At 68.6% G+C, this 19,263-nt stretch carries 15 protein-coding genes; 4 read left to right on the top strand and 11 right to left on the bottom strand.

Going from position 1 to position 19,263, the window contains the following annotated elements:
* Positions 1–208 precede the first annotated feature (208 nt).
* Positions 209–922 (top strand): SDR family NAD(P)-dependent oxidoreductase, encoded by a 714-nt coding sequence (locus ACQPXS_RS09400; protein WP_433448758.1) that lies wholly within the window; start codon positions 209–211, stop codon positions 920–922.
* An 815-nt stretch (positions 923–1,737) separates the two neighbouring features.
* Here ACQPXS_RS09400 and ACQPXS_RS09395 read toward each other — a convergent pair.
* From ACQPXS_RS09395 to ACQPXS_RS09355, 9 genes are all read right to left on the bottom strand, one after another.
* The gene (locus ACQPXS_RS09395) at positions 1,738–3,246 is read right to left on the bottom strand and encodes a CoA-acylating methylmalonate-semialdehyde dehydrogenase (RefSeq protein ID WP_433448756.1); all 1,509 of its coding nucleotides are present in this window, start codon (positions 3,244–3,246) and stop codon (positions 1,738–1,740) included.
* 250 nt (positions 3,247–3,496) lie between these two features.
* Positions 3,497–4,372, bottom strand: a complete 876-nt coding sequence (locus ACQPXS_RS09390) for an ABC transporter substrate-binding protein (RefSeq protein WP_433448754.1) — start codon at positions 4,370–4,372, stop codon at positions 3,497–3,499.
* Between the two features lie 58 nt (positions 4,373–4,430).
* Positions 4,431–5,186 carry an SDR family NAD(P)-dependent oxidoreductase gene (locus ACQPXS_RS09385; protein ID WP_433448752.1) on the bottom strand — a complete coding sequence of 252 codons (756 nt, stop codon included), beginning with the start codon at positions 5,184–5,186 and terminating at the stop codon, positions 4,431–4,433.
* A gap of 765 nt (positions 5,187–5,951) precedes the next feature.
* The gene (locus tag ACQPXS_RS09380) at positions 5,952–6,560 is read right to left on the bottom strand and encodes a PP2C family protein-serine/threonine phosphatase (RefSeq protein ID WP_433448750.1); all 609 of its coding nucleotides are present in this window, start codon (positions 6,558–6,560) and stop codon (positions 5,952–5,954) included.
* A 390-nt stretch (positions 6,561–6,950) separates the two neighbouring features.
* Positions 6,951–8,105: an LLM class flavin-dependent oxidoreductase gene (locus ACQPXS_RS09375; protein WP_433448748.1), complete on the bottom strand. Its 1,155-nt coding sequence runs from the start codon at positions 8,103–8,105 to the stop codon at positions 6,951–6,953.
* A gap of 18 nt (positions 8,106–8,123) precedes the next feature.
* Positions 8,124–9,137, bottom strand: a complete 1,014-nt coding sequence (locus ACQPXS_RS09370) for an ABC transporter substrate-binding protein (protein ID WP_433448746.1) — start codon at positions 9,135–9,137, stop codon at positions 8,124–8,126.
* A 56-nt stretch (positions 9,138–9,193) separates the two neighbouring features.
* Positions 9,194–9,940, bottom strand: a complete 747-nt coding sequence (locus ACQPXS_RS09365; RefSeq protein ID WP_433448744.1) for an ABC transporter ATP-binding protein — start codon at positions 9,938–9,940, stop codon at positions 9,194–9,196.
* Positions 9,913–10,818, bottom strand: a complete 906-nt coding sequence (locus tag ACQPXS_RS09360; protein ID WP_433448742.1) for an ABC transporter permease — start codon at positions 10,816–10,818, stop codon at positions 9,913–9,915. The genes ACQPXS_RS09365 and ACQPXS_RS09360 overlap by 28 nt, the downstream gene beginning before the upstream one ends.
* 184 nt (positions 10,819–11,002) lie before the next feature.
* Positions 11,003–11,086 (bottom strand): putative leader peptide, encoded by an 84-nt coding sequence (locus ACQPXS_RS09355; RefSeq protein WP_313884353.1) that lies wholly within the window; start codon positions 11,084–11,086, stop codon positions 11,003–11,005.
* 122 nt (positions 11,087–11,208) lie between these two features.
* On the opposite strand from ACQPXS_RS09355, the gene ACQPXS_RS09350 reads away from it, so the two are divergent.
* Complete coding sequence (locus tag ACQPXS_RS09350; protein ID WP_433448740.1) at positions 11,209–11,631, top strand: secondary thiamine-phosphate synthase enzyme YjbQ; 423 nt, start codon at positions 11,209–11,211, stop codon at positions 11,629–11,631.
* A gap of 681 nt (positions 11,632–12,312) precedes the next feature.
* Complete coding sequence (locus tag ACQPXS_RS09345) at positions 12,313–12,816, top strand: hypothetical protein (RefSeq protein ID WP_433448738.1); 504 nt, start codon at positions 12,313–12,315, stop codon at positions 12,814–12,816.
* Positions 12,817–13,063: 247 nt separating this feature from the next.
* Here ACQPXS_RS09345 and ACQPXS_RS09340 read toward each other — a convergent pair whose 3' ends face one another.
* Together ACQPXS_RS09340 and ACQPXS_RS09335 are read right to left on the bottom strand one after the other, a co-directional pair.
* A complete protein-coding gene (locus tag ACQPXS_RS09340) occupies positions 13,064–15,472 on the bottom strand; it encodes a DEAD/DEAH box helicase (RefSeq protein ID WP_433448736.1) in 2,409 nt (802 codons plus the stop codon).
* Between the two features lie 277 nt (positions 15,473–15,749).
* Entirely contained in the window at positions 15,750–16,127 is a 378-nt protein-coding gene (locus tag ACQPXS_RS09335) for a hypothetical protein (RefSeq protein ID WP_433448734.1), read from the bottom strand.
* On the opposite strand from ACQPXS_RS09335, the gene ACQPXS_RS09330 reads away from it, so the two are divergent.
* On the top strand, positions 16,086–18,806 hold the full coding sequence (locus tag ACQPXS_RS09330) for a DEAD/DEAH box helicase (protein WP_433448732.1): 2,721 nt from the start codon (positions 16,086–16,088) through the stop codon (positions 18,804–18,806). The two genes, ACQPXS_RS09335 and ACQPXS_RS09330, sit on opposite strands and share 42 nt — an antisense overlap.
* Positions 18,807–19,263 lie beyond the last annotated feature (457 nt).

Below are 19,263 nucleotides of genomic sequence, written 5' to 3'. Positions count from 1 at the left end.
GTCCTCCTCGTGTGGCGCTCGACGTCTCGCAGTCCGCTGGCACCACTGTCCCGCTCGACGGCCGGACTTGCGCCCGGAGAAGTCTCCGGCCGAGGGGCGGCCAGTGATTTTGCCCGATGATCGGCCGCCCCAGCGCCCCGACAGTGGAAATCATGCGCCACCCGCCGCGGTCCGTAATGCGAAACATCATCGAGAGCGAGGACCAGGCATGGCTTCCGCGAAGAAGATCGCCATCGTCACCGGCGCTTCCCAGGGCATCGGAGCAGCCGCGGTCGCCGCGTACCGCAAGCTCGGCTACGGCGTTGTCGCCACCGCTCGCTCCATCCGTCCCTCCGAGGATCCCGAGATGCTCACCGTGCCCGGCGACCTCGCTCGGCCCGGCACCGGCGCCCAGGTCGTGGATCAGGCACTGGCCCGGTTCGGCCGCGTCGACACGCTGGTCAACAATGCCGGGATCTTCATCGGCAAGCCGTTCACCGACTACACCGACGCCGACTACGACGCCGTGACCGGAGTCAACCTACGCGGGTTCTTCGACATCTCGCGCAGCGCCGTCGCCGTCATGCTCACCGCCGGCCATGGCGGCCACGTCGTGAACGTGTCCACCTCCCTGGTCGACCACGCCGACTCCCGGGTGCCCTCGGCACTCGCCTCCCTCACCAAGGGCGGCCTCAACGCGGTGACCAAGTCCCTGGCCGTCGAGTACGCCTCCCAGGGCATCCGCGTCAACACCGTGGCGCTCGGTGTCATCCGCACCCCGATGCACCCGGTCGAAACCCACGAAGCCCTGGCCGGCATGCACCCGCTCGGGCGCATGGGCGAGATCGACGACGTCGTCCAAGCGATCGTCTATCTCGAGCAGGCCCCTTTCGTCACCGGCGAGATCCTGCATGTCGACGGCGGTCAGAGCGCCGGACACTGAACACCGCTGCCGCCGTGCGCCGCCTGCGCCTGACAAGACGTTCCGCAACACGCCCACCGGCGACGGCGCGGTCTACGGACGAAGCTCACGGGCGAGTACGCCCACCGGACCCTCAAAGGAATCGGCCGCCCCCTGTCCCGGCAAGCCCCGAAGGCTTTCGCCCGGGTGTCCTCGACGTCGCCTGGTTCTGCCCGCTCCGTCACCGCCTTCGCTCCTCATCATCTTCGGAGCGGGCACGCTGCGGCTCAGGTGCCGGGGAGCGGCACGTCCACCGAAATGGTCTTGTCCAGCCGTTCGGGGAGCTGTTTCACATGTCCGCAAGAGCCTCCACGTAGAGGAGGCCACGGCCGTGCTCGGCATGGCGTTCCCCTCCCCGGAGAGCGCGAGGGGCGACGAACCGGCAGGTTGCTGTCCGCGTCCCGTACGACAGCTCGGCCAACCCCCAAGAGCTCAATCGGCCGAGCACGACGCCGTCCGCAGTATCCGCGCTGAACAGCAGATCGATGAGTGGAAAGAGCGTTACAAGATCCGCGCAGTGTCGAAGGCACCGTCTCCCAAGCCGTCGGGCGGTGCGGCGTGCGCGGATCCCGCTACCGCGGCCTGACCAAGAGCCAACCGGTGCAACGCGATTCCGTTTCGATTCTCGGTCGCCTCGAAGGGCGTCCGTCACGCTGCAGCGCCGGTAGTTGGCGCCGCACGAGCAAGACCACGCGATCCTCGGTCGTCCCGAAGGACGACCAGGACGTGGGGATCGCTGGTGATGGAGCGGTTCGGCACTGTCATCGGCGCGACCAGCGCGTGCGGGCTTGTGGCGGTCAGTGGTACGCGGGGAAGCCCAGGTCCGGGCCGGCCGGCGTCTCGGCCGGGTCCGGCCAGCGGCTCGTGATGACCTTGCCGCGCGTGTAGAAGTGCATGGCTTCGCTGCCGTACATGCGGTGGTCGCCGAAGGCGGAGTCCTTCCAGCCGCCGAAGGAGTGGTAGCCCACCGGCACAGGCATCGGCACGTTCACGCCGACCATGCCGGTTTCGACCTCCAGCTGGAACCGGCGGGCCGCGCCGCCGTCGCGGGTGAATATCGCGCTGGCGTTGCCGTAGGGGGAGCCGTTGATGATGGCCATGGCCTCCTCGTAGGTCTCTGCACGAAGCACGCACAGGACGGGACCGAAGATCTCGTTGCGGTAGGCGTCCGAGTCCGTGCTGACCTTGTCGAGGAGCGAGACGCCCATCCAGTGCCCGTTCTCCAGGCCCGCGACGGTGAAGCCCCTGCCGTCGAGCACCACGTCGGCTCCCTGGGCGGCCGCGCCCGCGACGTAGTCCGCCACCTCGTCGCGGTGCGCCTTGGTGATGAGCGGGCCCATGTCGGACGTGGGGTCGTTGCCCGGGCCGATCTTGATCTTCCTGGCCCGCTCGGCGATCCGGGACACCACCGCGTCGCCCGCCGAGCCGACCGCGACCACCACGGAGACTGCCATGCAGCGCTGACCCGCGGAGCCGTAGGCGGCGGTGACGGCGGCGTCGGCCGCCGCGTCGAAGTCGGCGTCGGGCAGTACCAGCATGTGGTTCTTCGCTTCGCCGAGGGCCTGGACACGCTTGCCGCTGGCGGACGCCCTGGTGTACACGTGGCGGGCGACAGGCGTGGAGCCCACGAACGATACAGCCGCCACGTCCGGGTGGTCGAGCAGAGCGTTCACCGAGACCTCGTCACCGTGCACGATGTTGAGCACACCGTCGGGCACGCCGGCTTCGGCCGCGAGTTCCGCGAGGAGCATGGACGCGGACGGAGCCTTGCTGCTCGGCTTGTGTACGAAGGTGTTCCCGCAGGCGATCGCCATAGGGAACATCCACATGCTGATCATTGCGGGGAAGTTGAACGGCGAGATGCCGACGATCACACCGAGCGGCTGGCGGACCGACACCACGTCGATCTGGCTCGACACCCCCGTGGACGTCTCGCCCTTGAGCCCCGTGCCGAGCCCGCAGGCCAGTTCGACGATCTCCAAGCCCCGGGCCACCTCGGCCAGTGCGTCGGCATGGACCTTGCCCTGCTCAGAGGTGATCAGCGCGGCGAGGTCGTCGCGGCGCGCGTTCAGCAGCTCGCGGTAGCGGAAGAGGATCGCGGTCCGCTGCGCGAGCGAGGACGTGCGCCAGGTGGCGTACGCCTCCTTCGCCGCGGCGACCGCGGCGTCGACCTCGTCGGCGCCGGCCATGGCGACCCGCGCGGTGACCTCCCCGGTCGCGGGGTCGGTGACGGGGCCCCAGGTGCCGTAGACGCCTGAAGCGGCTCCGAACGGCTTGCCCCCGATCCAGTGGGTGATGGTCTTCATCGACGGAACTCCTTCAAGGATGACGGCGGCGGGCTGCGAGGTTCTTGTCGCACACCACACGGGCCTCGACTGCGGTCGGCCGAGCCGGAGTCGCGGCCACGCGAACGCTCCACCCCGACCGTGCGGGTGGGACTGCTGACGTCGAAGCTACCGAGCCGATTTGCACGTGCAGGCGCTGCGGAGGCTCCCGGCCCGAAGTGCCTGCCTCAGGTCCCGTTCGGTCGTGAGGTGGGTCACTCGCCCCTGATACCTAGGCTGTGGCCGCAGTGCGGTAGAACTCGGTCGCGGTGACGGTGGGAGGGACGCCGAGTTCGGCGGCGACCGCGGTGATCGCCATGTCGCCGACAGCGAGGTCGGCCTGGCCGTCCGTGGTGAAGTACGGCGCGATGAACGTGTCGTAGTGGGCTCGGGCCTCTTCCGCGGTCTGTCCGCCGAGGAACGTCTGCATGTGTCGCACCGTGGTGTCGGGGTCGTCGTGGATCACCTGAAGGGCGCGCCGGTGGGCTCGTACGACGGCCTGGACCGCGGGGTCGTCCGGTGCGATGTAGGTGGGGTCGACGGCCACGCCCACGGTGGGGATCTGGAAGTGGTCGCCGACCCAGGCCGGCACCTGCCAGCCGTGCTCGGCGGCCACCGCCTCCGGTGCCATGGTGCTGCCGACATAGGCGGCGTCGATGCTGCCGTCGCTGAGCCGGCGCAGATCCATGCCGTAGTCGCCGGGCGAGCGGACGATGGTCTTCACGTCACGGTCCGGGTCGAGGCCGGCCTTTCGCAGCACGATCCGGGCGAATGCGCCGGGCGGGGTGTGCGGGGCGTGGACCGCCAGCCGTCGCCCGGCCAGGTCGGCCAGGGAGGTCAGGCCGGGGCGGGCGAGGAACCAGAACAGCGGGCGGTGGGTGTTGACACTGAGTGCGACCCACGGGATGCCGTCGGTCAGTCGTGACAGCAGGGCGCGACCGAGCCCGATGGTGGCGCAATGGCGGAGCCGTTCCACGTCCCAGGTGCAGCCGTCGCGCAGCGCGACGTGGACACCCTCCTCGGCGTAGTAGTCCTGCTGGTCGGCGATGTAGGCGGCCAGCTCCTCGTGCAGGCCTCGTCCGACGTAGGCCAGGTCGATCGTGTGCATGAACGTCTTTCCTTGATCGTTTAAGGGTTCGGCCGCGTGTGCGGAGGTCAGCGGGGCGTCAGTACATGGCCATGCCGCCGTTGACCGCGGCCGTGGTACCGGTCATGAAGGAGTTGTCCTCGGCGGCGTAGAAGGCGACCGCCTGGGCGACATCGGCCGGGTAGGCCAGGCGGCCCAAGGGGGTGGCGGCCACCTGCCGCTGCCTCGTCGCGTCGTCGAGCACGGCGTCGGCGGTGCGGGACTCCACCGGGCCGGGCGAGACGACGTTGACCGTGATGCCCTGCGGGCCGAGTTCCTGGGCGAGATACCGGGCGAACTGCTCGAGTGCGGCCTTGGAAACGCCCAGCGCGATCATGCCCGCCCGAGGCAGGCGGCTGAGTCCGGTGCCGATGTAGATGAGGCGTCCCCACCCTCGTTCGGTCATCGTGGGCAGTACGGCTTTGGTGACCGCGAACGCCGCGTGCATCTCGGCGTCGATCTTGCCGCCCAGTTCTTCCCACGTCATGTCCCGGAACGGCTTGACCGCATACGGGATGAGCGCGTTGTGCACGAGCACGTCGATGCCGCCCCAAGCCGCCTGGACCTGTCCGACCATGCTCTCGACCGCCGCCTCCTCGCGCACATCGGCCTGCACGGCCATGGCCTGGCCGCCCGCGGCCTCGATGTCGGCCACGACCTCCTCGGCCGCCTTGGTGTTGCGGAGGTAGTTGACCACCACGCGCATTCCTCGCGCGGCCAGAAGTCGCGCCGTGGCCGCGCCGATTCCGCTGCTGGCCCCCGTCACCAATGCCACCCTGCCGGTCGTCCCGGTCATGGGCCCACCTCCTGATCGTCTCGCGGGCCGTCGGGATGACCGCCCGGGGTTGTTCGTCGTCGATGCCCCGGCCTGTCGGGCGGATCGCGCCGTACAGCACGGTGTCGACGGTCGCCCGCAGCAGATCGGCCGCGGTCCAGTCCACATCGCGCGGCAACTCCGACATGAGCAGCCGCTCCAACGCGCCGCGGGTGATCTCACTCAGCAGCTCGGGCGGCGCCGGCAGCAAGCCCTGCCGGTGTCCCTCCCGGAACAGCTCGTCGAGCCGCCGGTAGACCACCGCGTCCACACGCTGCTCCACGTACTGGCGCAGCATCGCGTCGCCCCGCCCCGTCGCGAGCTGAGGCGCGCCGATCCGCCCGAGCTCACTGCCCGCCGCGATCAGGAACCGCTGCACCCGCACACCGAACGGCCGCCCTTCTGCCTCCTCGGTGGCCGCCTCCAACGTGCGCTCCACCGTGGCGAACTGGCGGTCCAGCACCGCGGCCGGCAGGCTGCGCCTGTCCGGGAAATGACGGTAGATCGTCTTCTTGCTCATCCCGAGCTCACGAGCGAGATCGTCCATGCTCACCCGCGCGAAACCCGACCCGAGGAACAGCCGGTCGGCCGCCTCCACGATCATGTCCGCACGCCGCTCGTCACTGGGGGAAACTGAAGAAACTCAATTAGTTTCCATGGTTCCCATCGTTGCCCTCGGTCCCTGCGCTTTCAAGGCATGCCGTGCGGCCGCGGTGCCTGCCGTGGAAGCCCAGCCGGGGGCGCGCGCTACCCGGCGGTCGCGAGCCCGATGAGCAGCAGGGCGATGTCGTCCGTCCGGGGCGCGGTCTGCCGTGCATGGTCGATCAGGGTCGTGGCGAGCCGGTCCATGGGCTGGGTCGAGGCCCGGGCGACCTGGGTGGCGAGCCCGGACATGGCGTCGTCCATGTCGACCCCGGGAGTCTCGACGAGGCCGTCGGTGTAGAGGGCGAGGACGGTGCCGGGGGTCAGCGGGATCTCGGTGGGGGGATAGTCCGCGTCGGGGTCGATGCCGAGCAGCAGGCCGGGTCGGAGCGGAAGGACCTCGGCGTGCCCGTCCGGGTGACGCAGCACGGGCGGGGGATGGCCGGCGGTGGCGAGGACGGCTCGGCGGTGTGCGAGGTCGAGATGGGCGTAGAGGCAGCTGACGAAGCGGCCCGGGTCCATGGCGACCAGCTGGCGGTTGGCCTGCGCGAGGGCCTGTGACGGCGTGGCCCCCGAGGCGGCGTGGGAGCGGATGGCGGGGTGCACCCGGCCCATGAGCGCGGCGGCGTTGACGTTGTGGCCTTGGACGTCTCCGATGACCGCGGCGGCGGTGGTGTCCGGTACAAGCCGCGGGGCTGGACTGAGTCGCGACATCTTCCGGCTTCCCAGCTGAGCAGCGGGTGACGAAGAACGCCCGACTGCTGAGACTCGCTGCCTAGGGGTAACGGCACCCGCGTACCCGACCTCGGCTACCCGGGCTTGGTCGAGGATCTCCTTACCTTGCGTGTTTCATGGGTGGCCTGGAAGCGGGAAACGGCGACGGCTGTAAGGGACAAGATCGTGAGACAGAACTCGTGTCCCCTGCATGAGACAGCCCAGAGAAGCACAGGTCGTCACGCCGGAATGGGGCATTCCGATTGAGGGCCTGCAGATCTTCCCGAGAGCGGGCGGCGGGCTCCCCGAAGCCGGGCAGGGCCGGGCCCGCCCCCGGCCCGCCCTCGGCCCTCCACCCGCCGGACACCGGCGAGGGCGCCCGCCCCCGGCTCAGCGCCCGCCGGACACCAGCAGTGGCGCCCCGCCCCCGGCGACCGGAGCCACCGTACGGTCCAGCAGACCGCGTGCCGACAACTCCGGGATGACGCCCTCGCCGAACCAGTACGCCTCCTCCAGATGCGGGTATCCGGAGAGCACGAAATGCTCGACGCCGAGCGCGTGGTACTCCTCGATGCGGTCGGCGACCTCGGCGTGACTGCCGACCAGCGCGGTGCCCGCGCCACCCCGGACCAGACCGACGCCCGCCCACAGGTTGGGATGGATCTCCAGCCGGTCCCGGGAACCACCGTGCAGCTCCAGCATCCGCCGCTGCCCCACCGACTCGCTGCGCCCGAGCGCGGCCTGCGCGGCGGCGATCGTGCCGGCGTCGAGGTCGTCGAGCAGCCGGTCCGCCGTCGCCCAGGCCTCGGCCGAGGTGTCCCGGGAGATCGTGTGCAGCCGGATCCCGAAGCGGACCGTACGGCCCTCGCGCTCGGCCAGCGAACGGATCCAGTCGATCTTCCGCTGCACCTGGGCCGGTGGTTCACCCCAGGTCAGATACACATCCGCGTGCCGAGCAGCCACCGGACCGGCCGCCGCCGAGGAACCGCCGAAGAACAGCTGCGGCACCGGGTCCGGCGGCAGTGCGGTCAGCCCGCCCTCGACCCGGTAATGGGCTCCGTCGAAGTCGTACGGCTCCCCGCGCCACACCCCGCGTACGACGGACAGGAACTCGTCCGTGCGCTCGTAGCGCTGGTCATGGTCCAGATGGTCGCCGAAGCGCCGCTGCTCGGCGGAGTCGCCGCCGGTGACCACGTTGAGCAGCAGCCGTCCACGGGTCACCCGCTGATAGGTGGCCGCCATCTGCGCGGCCAGCGTCGGTGAGAGCAGCCCCGGCCGGAACGCCACCAGGAACTTCAGACGTTCGGTGTGCTGCGCGAGCGCGGCCGTCGTGAGCCAGGCGTCCTCGCACCAGGTGCCGGTCGGGGTCAGCACCGCCTCGAAGCCCAGCTGCTCGGCGGCCTTGGCGATCTGCGCCAGGTAAGCGATGTCCGGGGCCCGCACCCCCGCCCCCTTACGGGCGTCCTTCGGGCCGTAGGCGTGCCGGTCCACCAGGGTGCGGCCGTCGCCGCCGGTCGGAAGGAACCAGTGCAGTCGTACGGTCATGTCCGCTGTCCTCCGTTCTCAGCCCTTGGCCGGGGTGGTCGAGGGCGGCAGGTCGCCGTTGAACCGCGAGTCCACGAAGCCGCCGAAGTCCACCTTCTTCGGGATCAGTTTCAACTCGGCGAAGGTGTCGGCGATCTGCTGCTCGGAGGCGACGAGCGGCTTGTCGACGGCGACCGCGACCCGCGTGGAGTTGGTCCGTTTCACGGAGGCCAGCGCCACGTCGTACGGCAGCCCGGTGTCCTTGGCCCACACCTTGGCCCACTCCTGCTGATGGTCGTGGACCCAGGCCGTCGCCCGCCGCAGCCGGGTCAGGTAGTCCTTGACGGCACGGGCCTTCTCCGGGTCCTTGAGAGCGGCCGGCGCGGCCACCTGGAAGCTGAGCCCGTTGCTGATGCCCTCACCCGTGGTCAGCACCCGGCCCTGCCGGGCCTGGAGGATCTGGGAGGTGTACGGGTCCCAGACCGCCCACGCGTCGACCTTGCCGGAGGTGAACGCGGCGAGCGCGTCGGCCGGCTGGAGGTACTTGACGTGGACGTCGGACAGGCTCAGCCCGGCCGCCTTCAGCGAGGCGACCAGCTGGTAGTGCGCCGACGAACCCTGGGCCACGGCCACGGACCTGCCCTTGAGCTGGTCCGGCCTGGTCAGCTCGGAGTCGCCCGGCACCAGGATGGTGTCGCCTCTGGAGGTGCCGTGCCAGGCGGCCACGACGGAGATCTTCGAGCCGGCGCCGGCCGCGAAGACGGGTGGGGTGTTGCCGACGCCGCCGATGTCGACGGCACCCGCGTTGACGGCCTCCAACAGCGGTGGGCCGGAGCTGAACGTCGACCACTTGATCTTGTAGCTCAGGCTCTTCAGCTCCCCGGCAGCACGCAGAACGGCTTCCGAACCGCCCTTCTGATCGCCGACGTTCAGCGTGAAGGAGCCCTTGCCGTCGAGGTCGCCGTCCGTGCTCGCGGACGAGTTCCCGCCGCAAGCGGTGAGCAGGAGGGTGAAGGGGAGGAGCAGTGCTGCGGGGACGAGGCGTTGTCGCATGGCGCTTCCGTTCATGTGCGGGGTTTTCAGGGACGTTCACGGGCGTTCAGGGGTGTTCAAGCGGCTTCGGTGGCGGTGCTGACGCCGAGCCGCTGCAGCAGGCTGGCGCGGAGCTCGGCGAAACGGGGATCGGTGATCTCGCGCGGCCGGTCGAGGTCGATACGCTGCTCGTGGGCGATTTGGCCGCCGTCCATCACCAGCACGCGGTCGGCAAGCAGCACCGCCTCCTCGACGTCGTGCGTGACCAGCAGCACGGCGCAGCCACGGCGCTGCCACACCTCTCCGACCAGACGCTGCGCCTTGATCCGGGTCAGCGCGTCCAGCGCGCCGAACGGCTCGTCGAGCAGCAGCAGATCGGGTTCGCGTACGAGGGCGCGGGCGAGGGCGGCGCGCTGCGCCTCTCCACCGGAGAGCGTCTTCGGCCAGGCGCCGATCCGGTGGCCGAGGCCGACCTCGTCCAACACCCGCTCGGCCACGGCGCGTTCGGGCTTGCCGGGCAGGCCGAGCAGGACGTTGCGCCAGACCCTCTTCCAGGGCATGAGCCGGGGCGCCTGGAAGGCGACGGCTCTGCGGCGCGGGACCAGCGCGGTGCCCTGGATGTCGCGGTCGAGGCCCGCGAGGATGCGCAGCAGCGTCGACTTGCCGCAGCCGCTGCGGCCGAGCAGGGCGACGAACTCGCCGGGAGCGATGTCGAGTCGGAGGTCGTCGATGACGGCCCGTCCGTCGAAGGAGCGGATCAGCCCCTCGACGTGCACGGCCGGGGCCGGCTCGGCGGTCACCGGCCGGTGAACGTCGGTCGCCATTGCAGCAGCAGCCTTTCGAGAAAGCGGACGACGAAGTCGGCGAGGAGGCCGAGGAAGGCGTAGACGATCAGGCAGACCACGATCACGTCGGTCCGCAGGAAGTCCCGCGCCTGCACCATGAGGAAGCCGATGCCGGCGTCGGCGTTGACCTGCTCGGCGAAGACCAGCGCGAGCCAGGCGATGCCGAGCGAGTAGCGCAGCCCGGTGAGTGCGCCGGGCAGCGCGCCCGGCAGCACGACATGGCGCACCAGTCCCCACCGGGAGAGCCCCAATGACTCACCGGCCTCGATGAGTGCGGAGTCGACGCCGCGGATCCCGGCGTACACATTGAGATAGAGCGGGAAGGTCACTCCGAGCGTGATGATCGCGATCTTCGGGGTCTCGCCGATCCCGAACCAGATGATGAACAGTGGGATGAGACCGACGAACGGCACCGTGCGCAGCATCTGCACCGGCGCGTCCACCAGGTCCTCACCGATCCGGAACAGCCCCGAGACCAGGGCGAGTCCGGTGCCGATCACGGCCCCGGACAGCAACCCGAACGCGACACGCCGGAGGGAGGTCCCCATGGCCGACGGCAGCGAGCCGTCACTGACCAGGTCCCAGCCGACCTGGGCGATCCGGCCCGGCGAGGCGAGCACATCGGCCGTCAACGCGCCGGTGGCGCTGAGGAGTTGCCACAGGGCGAGCAGCAGGAGCGGGCCCGCCGTACGGCGCAGCCAGCGGGGGACGCGGAGGTGGCGGGAGGAGGCGGGGACGACGGGCTGGAGATCCGGGGCGGTTCGGCGTTCCGAATGCGACGTGCCGGGCCCATGGGACTTGGATATGCCGGAAATATCCGGCCCGGGAGAGCTGGGTGGGGCGTGGCTGACGCTCATGGTTGCTCCTCGGAGGGGGAGGGCAGGGGTGGGGAATGGCGGGGGATGGAGGTACGGGGACTCGGCTCTTGCGCCGACGTGTCATGCCTGCCTCAAGCGCAGACCGCAGCAGCGCAGGTCGGGCAGGACTCGGCAGTGCAGGCGTCAGTGGAGCCCGAGAGGAGAGGGGAAGCGGGAAAGAGCGTCAGCGGCCGCGGCGACACGCGGCGGAGGCCACCCGCAGCAGGTCGATATGACCGCGCGTGGTGAGCAGGGCTGAACGCAACATGCGGCAGAACGTAGTCAGATGACCGCGCCACGGTCAACGGTGTCTCGTCCTGTGGACCGGCCGTCTCGGTCTGTGCCCGTGCCACAGGGCGCGAAGCCCCGCGCATGGGCCAGGATGGGGGCATGCCCGATGCCTTCACCACCCGCATGCTGCACGTCTTCACCGGCTCCCGGGAACGCGTCGTCGATCTCACCGCCGACTGCGAGGAGTTCCTGCGCGAGGCGGCCGCCGGCCGCGACGGCCTGCTCAGCATCTTCGTCCCGCACGCGACGGCCGGAATCGCCATCATCGAGACGGGCGCCGGCAGCGACGACGACCTCCTCGCCGCCCTGCACACCCTGCTCCCGGCCGACGACCGCTGGCAGCACCGCCACGGCAGCCCCGGCCACGGCCGCGACCACGTCCTCCCCGCCATCGTCCCGCCCCACGCGACGCTCCCGGTGATCGGCGGCCGCCTGGAGCTGGGCACCTGGCAGTCGGTCTGCCTGGTCGACACCAACAAGGACAATTCCGAGCGCAAGGTGCGGCTGTCGTTCCTCGGGTGACGAGCAGTGCCGACAGTAGGCGGGAATCCGGCCACGCCAAACGTCGCTGACGCGACTCTGCGAGCCCCAGATCGAGCTTGCCCCTTTCCGCCAGCGGATCGTCGGCCGCGCTGCCGCCCGTCTCAAGGACCTCGCGAGGTGGGCCGGCACACCTAGTGCCGGGAGTCATGCCCACGAGGCAGGGACCGATATGGGCGCTGTCACCATCCTGGCGGGGTCGGCCACGCTGTCCCGTCGACTGGCGCGTCGAGAAGGCCGCCGAGCCGATGCCAGGTGCCCGGGCCGGTGCGACATGCGGCTTGCCGCGAACCGCTGCCACGCCGCGGCACAGTCTCCGAGCGCCTCGGTGACGTAGGCGGCGACTGCCGGATGAGTGGTGTCGTAGCGTGGGCCACGGGCCTTCGACACAGGCCGGGCAGGCAGCAGCCGGAGCAGCTCTGGTGGGCACTCGGGCCGGGCCAGCATGACCCGCGGTCGACCTTCCCCGCAGTTCGGGCCCGCCACCCAAACGCCTGCGCAGGTGCCGCGTGAGGTCGAGCAGTGTCTGTCGCGAGGCGGAGTGGCCGGCCAGTACGTCGTCGAAGGCGAGGGACCGTCGATAGGAGCGGGCGGCGAACGAGAGCAGCTTGCTCGGAGGATGAGCCGGCGATCGAACGCCACTGGGAGTTCGGCCATCCTTTCGTGCGGTACGACGACGGAATGGAGACGCTGAGCGACGAGACGCGCGGGCAACTCGATCGCCGCGAAGCAGGGTTTACGCCGGAGGAGCGGGAGAAGGCTGTCGCTGCCCTCCGGGTGCTGCTCACCGCACACTCCAGGGCCGGCGGCATGTGGGCTTCACTGGATGACGCCGGCAGTGTGATCTTCGCGGAGCCGTATGACTCTGACGGTTACTACATGACGGTCCAAGCGTCAGAACCCGGCGATGACAAGGCTTTCTGGGAGATCGAGGTCGGGCGTCGGGAGCCGGACGATCCCAACGAAGAGTACGGCGACCACACCAGTGCGACGGGCGTCCCCATGGTCGGCTGTGCTCTTCCGGTTGCGCCGAGCGCCGACGAAATCGCCCACTTGCTGAAGTCCGTGGACGAGAAGCCACTACTGCTTGGTGAGTGGGCCGAGGCGCCAGTGGGAATGGTTCTCGTAGGTACGAAGATGGCGGTGACCAAGCGCTACGACTCCTGATCGGGTCTGGCAACGGCGTCGTGAAGTCAGCGAGGCGGAGCAGCCATGGCCGACTTCCGCACGCCTCGCCGGCACTCCAGTCGCTGTGGTCATCCTGGAAGGGGATGACCACACATCAATCGGCGCCGATGGAGAGACGGGCAGGGGGGACGAGTAGCATCGCCACCTCTGCCACGCGGCCGCTACGGGGTGACACAGGGAACGTGGATCGGGCCGACTGCAGTCGGCTCCGAGTCTCGCCGCCCCCTCAGCCGGCCGAGAGGAGGCGCTCACGTTCCGCTGCCACGATCTCCCGTGCCAGTTCGGCGTCCGTGATGTCGAACGCTTCCGGGGCGCTGTCCGCCGTCGCGGAGACGCGGGCGAAATCTGCGAACAGTTGGTTCTTGCGTGCCAGGATCTCGACGATGCGCTGGTCCACGCCCTCTTCGGAGAGCAGGCGGTGTACTTGCACTGACTCCAACTGCCCCATCCGGTGAGCGCGGCCGATGGCTTGCCATTCCGTCGTCGGCTTCAGCTGAGGCTCACAGATCACGACGACCGATGCCGACTGAATGTTCAGGCCGACGCCGCCCGCCACGATCTGTGCGACGAGGACGGCCCCATCGGCGGCCCGGGAGAACTCATCGACCATACTCTGTCGCATCGCGGCGGGTACGGAGCCGGTCAGTGGCCCGAACACCTTCCCAGGGAGATTCGACGCCACTTCGTCGAGGACGTCACGGAAGAACGAGAAGACCAAGACCTTGCGTTGGTTCTCCTCTGCCTCCTCGACTATGTTGATGAGGCGTTGCATCTTCTCGGACTTGGCGCCAGCGCGCAGGGCGGCCTGGCGCATGGCCATGAAGTTGCTCTCGACGACGGCCGCTCGATAATGCTGCTCATCGGCGCTGGACATCGGCAGCCACTCATCGATGTCAAGCCGCTCCGGGAGCTCGGTGAGGACATCTTCCTGATTGCGGCGGAGGTAGGCGGGTGCCACCTGCTTCCGGAACTGACGAGGAGAGATTTCCGAGGCATCGATCGGAAGGTCCGGCCGGAGGTAGCCGATGAGATTGCGGAATTCCTCAATGCGGTTCTCCAGAGGAGTGCCGGTGAGGAAGACCGCTCGCTCGGAGCGCTGTATCAGGGCCGTGGAGCGCTGAGTTCGCTTGGCGTGCGGATTCTTGATGTAGTGCGCTTCGTCGAACACGAGGCACGACGGTTGGGCGCGTTCGGGAATCCGGCCTTCCAGCCATCCGAGGATGTCGTAGGTGGTAACCGCGACTCCGCCGCTTCGGATCCAGGACTTCAGCGCGTCGTCGCGCGCAGGTCCGTGGAGGCGATATGCCCGGAGAGCGGACTTGGCCTGGACTTCGCGCACCCAGTTGGTCACGACGGCGGCCGGGCACACGACCAGGAAGTGGGAGGAGCCTTTGGCCCGCAGGTGGGCGAGCACGGCGAGGGATTCGACGGTCTTCCCCAGGCCCATCTCGTCGCCGATGACGACCTTCCGCTGCACGATCGCGAAGCGCGCGCCGAAGGACTGGTATCCGCGTAGGGATGCCTTCAGATGGGTGGTGTCGAGGGTGAGTTCCCTGACCGCCTCGACGATCTCGGCCGGCAGGTCGCCTTGGCTCTTCTCGGCGTCGTCGGCCAGGAATCCGAGCTCCGCGAGCATCGCGTAGTAGTCGGCCGGCCGGGAGACGAAGTCCTCCCAGGGGTCGCCGCCCGGGGTGCCCTTCCCGCCGTCGAGCACCACCCCGCGTCGCTCGACGGCGGTCAGCGCGATACGCAACTCGGCGACGGACCGGGTCTGGGGGACGAGCACCACGTGGGAGGTCCGGGCACCAAGGTTCTCGAGGAGCGGTCGTACCGTGTCGGCAGCGGCGAGGTCCGCCGTCGCACTGCGGATCGAGCGCGCCGCGTCCCAGGCCCGCATCGCCGCGAGGAGATTCGTGGTGGCCTGTGAGCGGTTCTTGATGTCGATGCGGATCGGCATCTCGTCCATCGTGGTCTGCCAGATGGTCTGCGCGGCACCGACCATTCGGTTGCCCGTCGTGTCACCGACCCCCGGGAGCGACCGGATACGTGATTGCTGGTCGAGAACCTGCTGCACGTTCCTGATTCCGGCATCGATCAGCGCCGTGATACGCAGTTGGCCGCTGGTCGCATCCTTGAGCCGTTCGACGGGCATCTCGGCGACCAGTTTGCGCACCTCGGCTTGCCGGACAGTGTTGCCTGCGGCGTCGACGGCCTTTCTGAACTCGCTCTCGCGGTGCAGAGCCCGGTCGATCGCGGCGATCGCCGTCTTGGCGGCATCCAGCTCATGCCGACCGACAAGTTCGGCCCGGGTGCCGAGGCGCCGGCCGAAGCCGACCTTCTCGTCGAGGATATCCGAGGGACCGACTGCCGGGACCGCCTTCCCGTCCCACGCCGCCAGGCCTTCCATCGTGGGTACGAGTCGGGTGCTCGTGATCTCCTGATGGAGGGACAGAAGGTAGGCGGCAGCCTGCTCCGCATCTTCCTTGCGGCTCTTGCCCGAGAAGATCCGGCGGGCACCGAACAGTGCACGGACACCAGTCAACGCCCGCTCGGCGTCGTCGGTCAGTCGACGGATGCTTGCCTGGGTATCCGCGGTGATCGCTGGAAGGGCTTGGCGCCGGGCCAGGGCGGTCACCAGGCCGGCATCAGAGGGCGAGACCTACAGGACGCGCCATGACGTGGTGGTCTTGGTCCCGAGGGGGACCACGCGGTCGAGGAGCTGCCTGGCGGCGGCGTCCGCTGTTGACTCGACAGCCCCACGTCGCTCGGCGATCCCCGCCGCGAGCCGGTGCCAACCGCTGACCTCGTCCACCACACCACGCAGGTGATGACGTGCTTCTCGTTCCATTGCCCCCGCCGACTCGCATGACCTCTGGGAACATTAGCGACCCCGGTCGATCAAGTCGACGGGATCACGACATCGCCGGGACGTCCGAGTAGCGTTCGCAGGCTGCCAAACGGAGGTTGTGCACGTGTTGCTCGAGGAGCTCAGGCCGGGTCTGCGGATCGACGGACTGGTACCGGCGGAGGTCGTCACGCTCATCGCCGCCCAGCCGCACGGTCGGGACGCGGTCGAGCTGACCTTCAAGACAGCCGGGGGTGCTCTCGATCAGCAGATCGTCTTCCGGAGGGACGAGGGCAGGCTGAGCATCGCCCGCAGCGGCAGCCGCGCCTTCGACGCGAACGTACGTGACTTCAAGCTGGTCGCTGAGGCTCAGCGGATCTCGCTGGCCGGCCTGTTCGACCCGATGCTGGCCGTGGCGACCAGCGACGTGCAGCCGCTTCCGCACCAGATTCGCGCCGTGTACGGCGAGCTCGTGCCCCGTACGCCGCTGCGCTTCCTTCTCGCCGACGACCCGGGTGCGGGAAAGACGATCATGGCCGGGCTCTACATCAAGGAGCTTCTGCTGCGCGACGATGTCAGACGGTGCCTCGTGGTGGCCCCAGGAGGCCTGGTCGACCAGTGGCAGGACGAGCTCTTCTTCAAATTCGGCCTCCGCTTCGACCTGCTCACGAACCAGCTCGCCGACTCGCAGCTTCACCTCAATGTCTTTGAGGCCCACCCGCTTCTCATAGCCCGCATGGACCAGCTCTCCCGCAACGAGCAGCTGAAGGCACAGCTCCGGGAGACGGACTGGGACCTGATCGTCGTAGACGAGGCCCACCGCATGGGTGCTCACTACTTCGGTGGCAAAGTGGAGAAGACCAAGCGTTTCCAGCTCGGCGAGATGCTCGGGGAGATCACGCGCCACCTGCTCCTCATGACCGCGACGCCGCACTCGGGAAAGGAGGAGGACTTCCAGCTCTTCCTCACCCTGCTGGACCGTGACCGGTTCGAGGGCAGGCAGAAGAGCAGTGCCGACGTCGGCGGGATCATGCGGCGCATGATCAAGGAAGACCTGCTCACCTTCGAGGGCAGGAAACTCTTTCCCGAGCGACTGGCGGAGACCGTCCCCTACGAGCTCACGGCGCTCGAGTACGACCTCTACGAGGACGTCACCCACTACGTTCGAGAGGGGATGAACCGCGCCGACCGCATCGGCGGCACACGCAAGAACACCGTGGGTTTTGCACTCACCGTGCTGCAGCGACGGCTGGCCTCCAGCCCCGAAGCGATCTACAAGAGCCTTGTGCGGCGTACCGAGCGCCTGGAGCGCAGGAAACAGGAGATCCTCGCCGGCGCCTTTCGCGAGAGCATGCCCACCGTTGACCTTGCTACCTTCGACCACGACGACTTCGGCGCCCAGGAGATCGAGGAGATCGAGGAGGAACTGCTCGACGCCGCGACGGCGGCACGGACGGTCGACGAGCTCGATGCCGAGCTCGTCGAGCTGAGGACATTGGTGCGGACGGCGCAGCAGGTCCGCGAGGCAGGCACGGACCGCAAGTGGACGGAACTGTCCGCCCTTCTCCGCGACCAAGGGCTGGTGACGAACGCCGATGGGCACCCGCGGAAACTGATCGTCTTCACCGAGCACCGCGACACCCTTCGCTATCTGCAGGCCAAGATTAGCTCGCTGCTGGGAAGGGCCGATGCCGTCAAGGCCATTCACGGCGGTGTACGCCGGGCAGAACGCCGGCAGATCACCGAGGAGTTCACCAAGAACCGCGATGTTCAGTTCCTGCTGGCGACCGACGCCGCTGGCGAGGGCCTCAACCTGCAAGCCGCACACCTGGTGATCAACTACGACCTGCCCTGGAACCCCAACCGCATCGAGCAGCGCTTCGGCCGCATCCATCGCATCGGCCAGGAGGAGGTCTGTCGGCTCTGGAACCTCGTCGCTTCCAACACCCGCGAGGGCGAGGTCTTCATACGCCTGCTGGAGAAACTCGACCAGATGCGCGAGACGTACGGCGGCAAGGTCTTCGACGTTCTGGGAGAGGCATTCGCCGAGACACCGCTGCGAGACCTGCTTCTCGACGCGATCCAGTACGGTGAGCAGCCGGCTGTCAAGGGCAGGATGCACGAGGTCATCGACAGCAGCGTTGGAGACGGCCTCAAGAGTCTCCTGGACGAACGCGCGCTCGCTTCGGAGCACCTTTCGGATGCCGATCTCCGTGTTCTGCACTCCACCATGGACGATGCCCGCGCACGGCGTCTTGAGCCGCACGACATCGAATCGACCTTCAAGGACGCCTTCACCAGGCTCGGTGGCCGGATCGTCAAGCGGGCACAAGGCCGTCATGAGATCACGTACGTGCCGCAGCACATCCGATCGGCGGGCAACGGTCCCATCGCCACCAAGTACGACAACGTCACCTTCGACCTCGGCCAGGTCCAGCCCGACGACCGCGCCCACGTCGACCTGCTCGCCCCTGGCCATCCGCTGCACGATGCCGTTATGGCGGAAACCATCCGGAACTTCAGCGACGCCCTCAACCGGGGCACCGTTCTCGTCTCCTCGGCCCTCGACGAACCGCACCTCCTCGTCGGGGTCGTTGAGGAGATCTCGGACGGCACCGGCGAGTCGGTGGCCCGAAGGTTCTCGTATGCGTACGTCGACAGCCGCGGCACCGTGCATCAGGCCGGCCCCGCGCCCTACCTCGAATGCACCGCTGCTCCCGACGGCGTGGCCACCGATATAGCTCGCGGACTGTCCTGGCTCGCGGACGCCGAGTCCGAGGCGACCAGCTGGATCACCGCCAACCGGCTTCCCGCGTACCTGGCCGAGGTTCAGTCAGGTCGTCTGGCCGAGTTGGCCAGGACCAGGGAATTGGTGACCAAGCGCCTGACATCGGAGAGTGAACGGCTGCTTCTCGACGCCGCGGCGGCCTCCGAGAAGGAAAGGAGAGGCGAGAAGCCCAAGGAGTCGGCCGAGAGCCTCCGCCGCAAGGCTGTCGAGCTCGATGTACGGCTCCAAAGGCGTCTCGCGCTGCTCGACCAGCAGCAGCTGATTTCAGCGAAGCCACCGCAGATCCTCACCATGGCGCTTCTACTGAGCACCTCCGATCTACATAATTGCGAGTGAAGGTCGCCCACCTCCAGCAGCTTTCCAGGCCGGCACAGCAGCCCGCACACGACAACTCACCACCGGTTCCCACGTACCGCAGTACTGAGCCGTCCACCGGGACTGAGCGTGGAGACTCCTGGCTATGCTGCAGGTTGTCTTTACCGGAGGCTGGCGGACACGAATCGGGATAATGCCAACCGTGAGGTTCGGCTGAGCTTTCTCGGCTAGTGATTCGCTTCGGTGGGACTGTATGGGCAGGCCCGGCCGCTCCAAACGACCCGTGGAGCGTTGAGAAGTGCCCGCCTTCTTGAAGCGGCCGTCGTCGTGTACTCAAACGCGAGTGGCGGACCAGGACTCTGCGCGGTCGGGTGGTGACGCTTCAACGCGCGACCCCTTCGTCCCGAACGAAGGGCTGCCGATGGTCGAGGAAGCTGAAGGTGTCCTACGCGTGACGGGGCCGTGTGGCCGGCCGAGT

It is taken from the genome of Streptomyces sp. CA-142005, assembly GCF_050942335.1.
Classification (GTDB): Bacteria; Actinomycetota; Actinomycetes; order Streptomycetales; family Streptomycetaceae; genus Streptomyces.
The sequence above is the reverse complement of the archived record's forward strand: the minus strand, read 5'-3'. Positions and strand labels throughout refer to the sequence as shown.